The 9,504-nt window shown below is 69.5% G+C and carries 10 protein-coding genes; all 10 read right to left on the bottom strand.

Going from position 1 to position 9,504, the window contains the following annotated elements; translation table 11 throughout:
• A partial coding sequence (locus tag ABZ281_RS23400; RefSeq protein WP_356658323.1) for a CYTH domain-containing protein occupies nt 1–912 on the bottom strand: 912 nt, incomplete at its 3' end.
• A gap of 67 nt (nt 913–979) precedes the next feature.
• Nucleotides 980–1,588 (bottom strand): hypothetical protein, encoded by a 609-nt coding sequence (locus ABZ281_RS23395; RefSeq protein WP_356658321.1) that lies wholly within the window; start codon nt 1,586–1,588, stop codon nt 980–982.
• A 22-nt stretch (nt 1,589–1,610) separates the two neighbouring features.
• Nucleotides 1,611–2,813, bottom strand: a complete 1,203-nt coding sequence (gene rodA, locus ABZ281_RS23390; protein ID WP_356658319.1) for a rod shape-determining protein RodA — start codon at nt 2,811–2,813, stop codon at nt 1,611–1,613.
• A complete protein-coding gene (mrdA, locus tag ABZ281_RS23385; protein WP_356658317.1) occupies nt 2,810–5,056 on the bottom strand; it encodes a penicillin-binding protein 2 in 2,247 nt (748 codons plus the stop codon). The genes rodA and mrdA overlap by 4 nt, the downstream gene beginning before the upstream one ends.
• A gap of 148 nt (nt 5,057–5,204) precedes the next feature.
• On the bottom strand, nt 5,205–5,879 hold the full coding sequence (gene mreD, locus ABZ281_RS23380; RefSeq protein WP_356658315.1) for a rod shape-determining protein MreD: 675 nt from the start codon (nt 5,877–5,879) through the stop codon (nt 5,205–5,207).
• Nucleotides 5,880–5,892: 13 nt separating this feature from the next.
• Nucleotides 5,893–6,840 carry a rod shape-determining protein MreC gene (gene mreC, locus ABZ281_RS23375; protein ID WP_356658313.1) on the bottom strand — a complete coding sequence of 316 codons (948 nt, stop codon included), beginning with the start codon at nt 6,838–6,840 and terminating at the stop codon, nt 5,893–5,895.
• A 144-nt stretch (nt 6,841–6,984) separates the two neighbouring features.
• On the bottom strand, nt 6,985–8,004 hold the full coding sequence (locus ABZ281_RS23370) for a rod shape-determining protein (protein WP_004001297.1): 1,020 nt from the start codon (nt 8,002–8,004) through the stop codon (nt 6,985–6,987).
• A 274-nt stretch (nt 8,005–8,278) separates the two neighbouring features.
• Nucleotides 8,279–8,692, bottom strand: a complete 414-nt coding sequence (gene ndk / locus ABZ281_RS23365; RefSeq protein WP_356658311.1) for a nucleoside-diphosphate kinase — start codon at nt 8,690–8,692, stop codon at nt 8,279–8,281.
• Nucleotides 8,693–8,757: 65 nt separating this feature from the next.
• Entirely contained in the window at nt 8,758–9,114 is a 357-nt protein-coding gene (locus tag ABZ281_RS23360) for a DUF4233 domain-containing protein (RefSeq protein ID WP_356658309.1), read from the bottom strand.
• A 5-nt stretch (nt 9,115–9,119) separates the two neighbouring features.
• Nucleotides 9,120–9,504 (bottom strand): cyanophycin synthetase (locus ABZ281_RS23355; protein WP_356658307.1); only part of this gene is annotated, 385 nt, incomplete at its 5' end.

Genomic DNA, 9,504 nt, shown 5'->3' with positions numbered 1-9,504 from the left:
CGCGCTGTCGAAGATCCGTACGACGGGTCCGACGACCCTCAGATACGCCAGCGTGGACGGTGCCAGCGCCTTCGCCAGCCGCTCGGGCACGGCGACGGGGTCGGTGACGGCCCGGTCGAGGATCGCGCCGAACGACTTGAAGGTGCTGCGCATCCGGCGGGTGGCCACGCGCATGCTGTGCACGGAATCCTCGGCGTCCCGGCGGACGGCGGGGTCGAGCTCGACGATCGCGTCCCGCTGGGTGCGCACATAGGCCAGCACATGGTCTCCGGCGGTCACCGACCGCCGGACGTGCGCGGACTTGCGCCGCTTCCCCGGTGCCGTCTCCTCCAGGGCGCGGGCCAGCTTCGAGGACGACGCCGACGGCCGTACACCCGCCTTGCGCAGCCGCTTCTCCACCTTGTCGAGCAGGGCAGGGTCTCGCCCGTCGGCGAGCTCCACCTCGACCTCGGTCCACTGTGCTTCGCCGCCGCGTCCCGTGAGCCGCTCGGCGTGCACGGTGTCCACGCTCACCTCGGCGAGCAGCCGGCCGTCGGCGTCGAGCAGGTGGCGCACGGCGCGGGCGGAGCGCAGCCGGACCACCGGGAGCAGCTCGCTGTCGCGGACGCGGGAGCGGACCAGCGCGGCGAGCTCGTCGGGGAGGGTGTCGGAGAGCGGGGCCTGGATCTCGTCGCGGACGTCCGGCGCGATCGGGAACTTCAGGTGCCAGCCCGCGTCGAAACCGCCGGTGCGGCGGCGCAGGGTGACCGAGGACGCGGCGAGGCGCTCGTCTCCGGTGTCGTAGTAGGTGGCGTCGAGGTGGGCCACGCCCTTGTCGACCACGGCGGCGACCCCGCCGGCTCCGGTCAGGTCGGGCAGCCCGCTCTCGTCGGATTCGTACTTGCGCTCGATCTCGCGTTTCGTCTCCGCCATGAACCAAATCTAGTGGCTGATCGGCCGGGACAGCAGTGGTGGGCGGCCCCCGGGAGAGGCGACCCGTTCAGGTCGTCAGCAGGGCCCGCATCTCCTCGCCGTCCGGGAACGGCGCGTCCTTCACCGTCCGGGACACGAGGTACACATGGGCGTCCTCGAACTGGTGGTACGACAGCGGCTCCGGGCCCTGTCCGACGATCAGGACGTTGTGCTCCAGGCGCCAGCCGACGTACCGGGTGTCGTACCTGGGCTGTCGGATGTCGTGGTTCGGCAGTCCCAGCCGCTCGGTGAAGCGCTCCACCACGGCGGCGAAGTGGGCGTCGAACTCCGGCCGCCAGGCGCCCTCCGTACTGGTCCAGCCGGGCATCGCACCCCAGCAGTCCTCGTCGAGCAGAGCGCCGTCCACGGAGTAGAGGTAGGCGAACGGCAGGTGGAGCGAGCCGTCACCGTCGCACGTGACGAAGTGGCCCTGCGGGGTGATGTGGGTGGCGTCGGGGACATCGGGGGTGTCCTCGTACGCCGGTCCCCGCACCGCCTGCGCCCAGTCGTGCCAGGCGGCCTCGCGCATCCGCGCCTCGATGGCGTCGGCGTCGGTCAGGTCCAGCTCCGCCAGTGCGAGGAGATGGCTCACCAGTTCCTCGGTCACCGGGCACTGGGCGACATACGTCCCGGACATTCCGCTCCCCCCGTTCGGGCCGCTAGGCCGACATCGGCCGCTGCACCCGGATCGACTGCAGCAACCCCACCGCTATCCACACGGCGAACATCGACGATCCTCCGTAGGACACAAACGGCAGCGGCAGGCCCGTGACGGGCATGATGCCGAGGGTCATGCCGACGTTCTCGAACGTCTGGAAGGCGAACCAGGCGACGATGCCCGCGGCCACGATCGTGCCGTACAGGTCCGAGGTCTCCCGGGCGATCCGGCAGGCCCGCCACAGGACGATGCCGAGGAGCACGATGATCAGCCCGCCGCCGAGGAAGCCCAGCTCCTCCCCCGCCACGGTGAAGACGAAGTCCGTCTGCTGCTCGGGGACGAACTGGCCGGTGGTCTGCGAGCCGTGGAAGAGGCCGGAGCCGGTCAGGCCGCCCGAACCGATGGCGATACGGGCCTGGTTGGTGTTGTAGCCGACGCCGGCCGGGTCGAGCTCGGGGTTGGCGAAGGCGGCGAAGCGGTTGATCTGGTACTCGTCGAGGATCCCGATCTGCCAGACGGTGACCGCGCCCAGGGTGCCCGCACCGAGCAGGCCGAACACCCACCGGTTGGACGCCCCGGAGGCCAGCAGCACGCCGAGCACGATGATGACCATCACCATGACCGACCCGAGGTCGGGCATCAGCATCACGATCAGCATCGGCACGGTGGCCAGGCCGAGCGCCTGCACGACCGTGCGGTGGTCGGGGTACTGCTTGTCACCCGCGTCGACCCGGGCCGCCAGCAGCATCGCCATGCCCAGGATGATCGTGATCTTCACGAACTCCGAGGGCTGGAGCGAGAAGCCGCCGGGCAGCTTGATCCAGGAGTGGGCGCCGTTGATGGTGGAGCCCAGCGGGGTGAGCACCAGCAGGATCAGCAGCAGCGAGAAGCCGTACAGGACCGGGACGGCCGTGCGCAGGGTGCGGTGGCCGAGCCAGATCGTAGCGGCCATCAGGGCGAGGCCGATGCCGGTGTTCAGCAGGTGCCGGACGAGGAAGTAGTACGGGTCGCCCTGGTTGAGCTCCGTGCGGTTGCGGGTCGCCGAGTAGACCAGGAGCGTGCCGAGCAGCGACAGGGCCAACGCCGACAGCAGGATGGGCCAGTCGAGCCGCCGCGCCACCGAGTCACGGGCCAGCAGCCGCGTCCAGCCGGAGCGCTCGGGCCCGTAGCCGGAGACCTGGAAGCTGTTCACTCCGCCGGTCATGCCGGGCACCTCCGGCTTCCCCGGCGGCGCCGCCGCCTTCGGGTGTCACGGTTCTCCGGCGTCGGCGGGGCCGTCGTCGCCGGCTGGAGCGGGTCGGCCGGGGCGTTCGGGTCCTGCTTGTCGGCCTTCTGGTCCTTGGCCGGGTCCTTCGGGACCTTCGGGGAGGCGATGGTGCCGTCCGTCTTGACCTTCGGCAGGGCCTTCTGCGGGGTGGGCAGCAGTGCCTTCTTCGTGTCGATGTCGCCGTCCTCGGAGACGCCGTACAGCGCGTTGTAGATGTTGCGGACGGCGGGGCCCGATGCGCCGGAACCCGTACCACCCTGGGAGATCGTCATGACGATCGAGTAGTCCTTGGTGTACGTGGCGAACCAGGAGGTCGTCTGCTTGCCGTAGACCTCCGCCGTACCCGTCTTGGCGTGCATCGGGATCTTGTCCTGCGGCCAGCCGCCGAACCTCCAGGCGGCCGTACCGCGGGTGGCGACTCCCGCGAGGGCTTCGTCCATCTCGTCGCGCGTCTTCTGCGTCATGGGCAGCTTGCCGTGCGACTCGGGTTTGATCGGCGTGACCGTCTTGCCGTCGGCGCTGATGACGGCCTTGCCGACGGAGGGGTTGTAGAGGGTGCCGCCGTTGGAGATGGCCGAGTAGATGGTGGCCATCTGGATGGGCGTGACGAGCGTGTCGCCCTGGCCGATGGAGTAGTTGACGGAGTCACCGGCACGCATGCGGTTGCCCTCGAGGCAGTTCTCGTAGGCGATCTTCTCGGCGTAGCTGCCGTTGCGCTTGCCGGTGCGGCACCAGGCGTCCTTGTTGGCCTTCCAGTAGTTCAGCTTCCACCGGCGGTCGGGGACGCGGCCGGTGACCTCGTTGGGGAGATCGATGCCGGTCTCCTTGCCGAGGCCGAACTGGTGCGCGGTCTTGTAGAACCAGTCGTTGGCGTTCTTCTTCGGCTTGGTGCCGCCGTCGCGCTTCCACTCCTCATGGGAGAGGCGGTAGAAGACCGTGTCACAGGAGACCTCGAGGGCGCGGCCGAGGCTGATCGGGCCGTGGCTCTGGGACTCGAAGTTCTTGAAGACCTGGCCGCCGATCGAGTACGAGCTGGAGCAGTCGTAGGGGCCGTCGAAGGAGTACCCGGCGTTGACCGCGGCGGCCGTCGGGATGACCTTGAAGATGGAGCCGGGGGCCGACTGGCCCTGGATGGCGCGGTTGAGCAGCGGGTAGTTCGAGCTCTTGCCGGTGAGGCGTGTGTAGTCCTTGGCGGAGATGCCGCCCACCCAGGCGTTCGGGTCGTAGGTGGGGTTCGAGGCCATGGCGACGACGCGGCCGGTCTTGGCCTCCATCACCACAACGGCGCCCGAGTCGGCCTTGTAGTTGGTGCCGGTGTTGCGGTCGTGCTGCCTGCGGGCTTCCTTCATCGCCTCGTTCAGCTGGTACTCGGCGATGCGCTGGACCCGGGAGTCGATGCTGGTGACGAGGTTGTCGCCGGGGTGGGCCGGGTCGGCCTCGGCCTGACCGATGACCCGGCCGAGGTTGTCGACCTCGTAGCGGGTGACGCCGGCCTTCCCGCGCAGCGCCTTGTCGTACTGGCGCTCCAGGCCCGAGCGGCCGACCTGGTCGGAGCGCAGATACGGCGAGTTGGTGTTCTGCGCCTTCTTGATCTCCTCGTCGGTGACCGGCGAGAGGTAGCCGAGGACCTGGGCGGTGTTGGCCTTGCCCGGGCTCGGGTAGCGGCGCACGGCCTCCGGCTCGGCGGTGATGCCGGGGAAGTCCTCGGCGCGCTCACGGATCTGCAGGGCCTGCTTGGCGGTGGCCTCGTCGGTGATGGGGATGGGCTGGTACGGCGAGCCGTTCCAGCAGGGCTGCGGGGTCTTGGCGTCGCACAGCCGGACCTTCATCTGGACTTCCTTGGGCGTCATACCCAGGACCCCGGCGAGCTTGGTGAGGACTTCCTCGCCGTCGTCCTTCATCTTCAGCAGGTCGGTGCGGGAGGCGGAGACCACCAGCCGCGTCTCGTTGTCCGCGATCGCCACGCCCCGCGCGTCCAGGATCGAGCCGCGGACGGCCGGCTGGACGACCTGCTGGACGTGGTTGCCCGAGGCCTCCTTGGCGTAGGCGGCGCCCTCACGGATCTGGAGGTACCACAGGCGTCCGCCGAGGGTGAGCAGGAGGGAGAGGACGAGGACCTGGATGACGACGAGCCGGATCTGGACCCGTGAGTTCCTGCCGGTCTCGGGAATGTTGGTCACTGCGGCTGCCTCCCCCTCTCGGTGCGCGTACGGGTGTGCGGGTGCGACGGTGCGTCCGGGCACGGATGTGCGGATACGAGTGATGAACGACGGGCCCACGAGCCGGCGTTCCTACTGGACCGACCCGTTCGGGTGAACTTCCCTGCGGTCACAGCCGCTTGACCCCCTTGATGCGCCCGGCGCGTGCCATCCGCGCCCGGGCCGCCTTCACCCGCAGCCCGTTGCGCTGGCTGCCGATCTTCAGTCCGGTGCCGCCGGAGAGCCAGCCGGAGGAGATGTCCGCGGCCTTCGCGGCGGCCGAGGTCGACTCGGCGAGCGGATCGTTCTCGGCGCGGCGGGCCAGGGCCATGATCCCCGGCACGACGAACGGGGCGAGCAGCAGGTCGTACAGGGCGGCCGTGAACAGCAGGCTGCCGAGGCCGACGTGGCGGGCGGCGGTGTCGCCGACGAGGGCGCCGACCCCGGCGTACAGCAGGGTGGAGCCGGCCGCGGCGGCGACCACCACGACCATGGGGCCGGTCGCGGACTTCAGCTGCCCCGTCTCGGGTTTCACCAGGCCGGCGAGGTAGCCGATGAGGCACAGCACCAGGGCGTAGCGCCCGGCGGCGTGGTCGGCGGGCGGGGCCAGGTCGGCGAGCAGGCCCGCGCCGAACCCGACGAGGGCGCCGCCCACATGCCCGTACACCAGCGCGAGGCCGAGCACGGTGAGCAGCAGCAGGTCGGGCACGGCACCCGGCAGATGGAGGCGGGCGAGGACGCTCACCTGGATCACCAGGGCGGCGACGACCAGGGCGGAGGAGAGCAGGATCCGGTTGACGCGCATGAGGTGACAGCTCCTACTGCTCTTGCTGGTTCTGGCCGTCCACGGGTGCCTCGGCCGACGGCGTCACGGTCACCGTCACCGTCGGCCTGGGGGTCGGCTTGGGCTTGGGCGGGAGGACCGTGTCGCGCGGGTTCTTCTTCGGGGCCTCGACGACGACTCCGACGATGTCGAGCTTGGTGAAGCCGACGTACGGCGTGACGTAGAGCGTGCGGGTCAGGCCGCCTCCGGAGGGGTCGACGCGGGAGACCACGCCGACGGGCACGCCGGGCACGAACGGCCGGTCGGCCTGCGAGCCGAAGGTGACCAGGCGGTCGCCCTTCTTCACCTCCGCCTTGCCGTTGAGGAGTTCGACGCGCAGCGGGCGGTCGCCCTGCCCGGAGGCGAAGCCGAGCTCGTCGCCGGACTCCATCCGGGTGCCGACCGTGAAGTCGGGGTCGCTGGCGAGCAGGACCGTGGCGGTGTTGGGGCCGACGGTGGTGACCCGGCCGACGAGCCCCTCCCCGTTCAGGACGGTCATGTCGCGCTTGATGCCGTCGTTGGCGCCGACGTCGACGGTGATGGTCCAGGAGAAGCCCTGCGCGGCTCCGATGGCGATGACCTCGGCGCCCTTGATGCCGTACTGGCCCTGGCCGGCGATCTTCAACATCTTGTCGAGCTGCTTGAGGCGGCTGCGGCTGCGGTCGTCGCTGCCGAGACGCGCCTTCAGGGCCGCGTTCTCCTTCTCCAGCGCGGCGAGCCGGTCGTGCCGTTCACCGGAGTCGCGGATGGCGGAGACCGCGTTGCCGACCGGGCCGACCGCGGCCGAGACGCCGCTCTCGATCGGGCCGAAGACCGTCGCCGCGCCCTGCCGGGCACCGTCGACGGGCGAGTCCTCCCCACCGCGGATGTCCACCGTGATCAACGCGAACGCGACGGCGATCAGCAGCACCAGGAGCAGCCGGCTCTCTCGTGTGTCCCTCACGTGCGGCGGCCGTGCCCTTCCTCATAGGAATTCGGGAAGCCCCAGGGAAACCCGAGGGGCTGCTTTGTGGGAGCTTATGCCTCTATATCAACGATCCGCCGTACGAGAGGAGATCGTCCCGTACGGCGGAATCGAAGAGTTATGTCATCTGCGCGGCTGGGCGTCCAGAACCTGCTGGAGCGCCTCGAACTCCTCGACGCACTTTCCGGATCCGAGCGCCACGCTGTCCAGCGGGTCCTCGGCGATGTGGATCGGCATGCCGGTCTCCCGGCGCAGCCGCTCGTCGAGACCCCGCAGCAGCGCTCCGCCGCCGGTCAGAACGATTCCTCGGTCCATGATGTCGCCGGACAGCTCCGGCGGACACTTGTCGAGGGTCGTCTTGACGGCGTCGACGATCGCGTTGACCGGCTCCTCGATCGCCTTGCGGACTTCGGCGGCGGAGATGACGACGGTCTTCGGCAGCCCTGAGACAAGGTCCCGGCCGCGGATTTCGGTGTGCTCGTCGGAGTCGAGGTCGTACGCCGAACCGATCGTGATCTTGATCTGCTCGGCCGTGCGCTCACCCAGCAGGAGGGAGTACTCCTTCTTGATGTGCTGGATGATCGCGTTGTCCAGTTCGTCGCCCGCGACACGGATGGACTGGGCGGTGACGATGCCGCCGAGGGAGATGACCGCGACCTCCGTGGTGCCGCCGCCGATGTCGACCACCATGTTGCCCGTGGCCTCGTGGACCGGCAGGCCGGAGCCGATGGCCGCGGCCATGGGCTCCTCGATGATGTGCACCTGACGGGCGCCGGCCTGGGACGACGCCTCGATGACGGCGCGGCGCTCGACGCCCGTGATGCCCGAGGGCACACAGACAACGACCCGCGGACGAGCCAGATACCGCCGCTTGTGGATCTTCAGGATGAAGTAGCGGAGCATCCGCTCGGTGATCTCGAAGTCGGCGATCACGCCGTCCTTCAGCGGACGAACGGCAACGATGTTGCCGGGCGTGCGCCCGATCATCTTCTTCGCTTCGGCGCCGACCGCGAGGATGCCACCGGTGTTGGTGTTGATCGCGACGACGGACGGCTCGTTGAGTACGATCCCGCGACCCCTGACGTACACCAGCGTGTTGGCGGTCCCGAGGTCGACAGCCATGTCACGGCCGATGAACGACATTGAGTTCCCCATCAGGATTCGTCTGGCCTTCCCACTGGCTTTTGAGGGCTTTTCAGGTAGGCAAAGGTGGGTGCTGTGACGTGAAGGCTTCCATCGTAGACGCGCCTTCGCGAACACTGCGGGAGGGTCTCCGCCATTGTCAGCAGATGCCGTCCGCATTCGCTTCTGGAGACGGGCGTTCGGGGACCATCGTTCCCTCGATCGCCACGCATATGCCGCAAAGCCCGGGGCCCCGGCCCCCGGGCCTGCCGTATGTGCTGGTGAGGTGCGGACGCTACGCCCGGCCGGGGAAGAAAATCTTCACCTCGCGCTCGGCGGACTCCTCGGAGTCGGAGGCGTGGATCAGGTTCTCCCGGACGATGACGCCGTAGTCGCCACGGATGGAGCCGGGCGCCGCGGCGATCGGGTCGGTCGGGCCGGCGAGCGCGCGCACACCGTCGATGACCCGCTCACCCTCGACGATCAGCGCCACGACCGGACCGGAGGCCATGAAGTCCACCAGCGGCTCATAGAAGGGCTTGCCCTTGTGCTCGCCGTAGTGCTGCTCCAGCGTGTCCTGGTCCAGGGTGCGCAGCTCCAGCGCGGTGATCGTCCAGCCCGCCTTGCGCTCGATGCGGCTGATGATCTCGCCGGTCAGGCCTCGACGGACCGCGTCGGGCTTGAGGAGGACGAGGGTGCGCTGGCTCACTACGGGCTCCTAATGCGTAAAGGTTTAGCGGTGGGACGAGATTACCCGGCGTGTCGGGGCGACTGTCACGCAGCGTCAGGTGTGGAGGAACTCGCCTGGGCCGCGAATCTCGCCTTCGCCTCGTCCACCTTCCGGCCGTAGTGCACCGACGCCCACCACAGGGCCGCGAAGATCGCCCCCAGGAAGTACATGGTCGGCACGATGAGCCCGGACGCGATGAGCGCGATCTGCAGCGCCCAGCCGAGGGCCACCCCGCCCGGGCGCGTCACCAGGCCGCACAGCACCAGGCACAGGAACATCGCGATGCCGCTGACCGTCCACACGGTCGTCATGGACAGGCCGGGGTCCTTCATGGCGACCAGACCGGCGAACCCGATGACGAAGAACTCGCCGATCAGGGTCGAAGAACAGAGCGTGCGCACGGGACTCAGCCTCTCCCCAGGAGCAGTCGGGCCTCGCCGACGGTGATGACGGAACCGGTGACGAGCACACCGCCGCCGGCGAACTCGCCCTCCTCCTCGGCCAGCGTGATAGCGGACTCCAGGGCGTCGGGCAGCCGCGGCTCGACCTGGACGCGCTCCTCGCCGAACACCTCCACGGCGATACCGGCGAGCTCGTCGGCGTCCATCGCGCGGTGGCTGGAGTTCTGCGTGACCACGACCTCGGCGAACACCGGCTCGAAGGCCTCCAGCAGCCCCCGGACGTTCTTGTCGCCGCTCGCGCCGACCACGCCGATGAGACGGCTGAACTGGAACGCCTCCCCGATCGCCTCGGCCGCGGCCCGGGCACCGGCCGGGTTGTGGGCGGCGTCC

The organism is Streptomyces sp. NPDC006265 (genome assembly GCF_040613555.1).
In the GTDB taxonomy this organism is placed as follows: Bacteria; Actinomycetota; Actinomycetes; order Streptomycetales; family Streptomycetaceae; genus Streptomyces.
The sequence above is the reverse complement of the archived record's forward strand: the minus strand, read 5'-3'. Positions and strand labels throughout refer to the sequence as shown.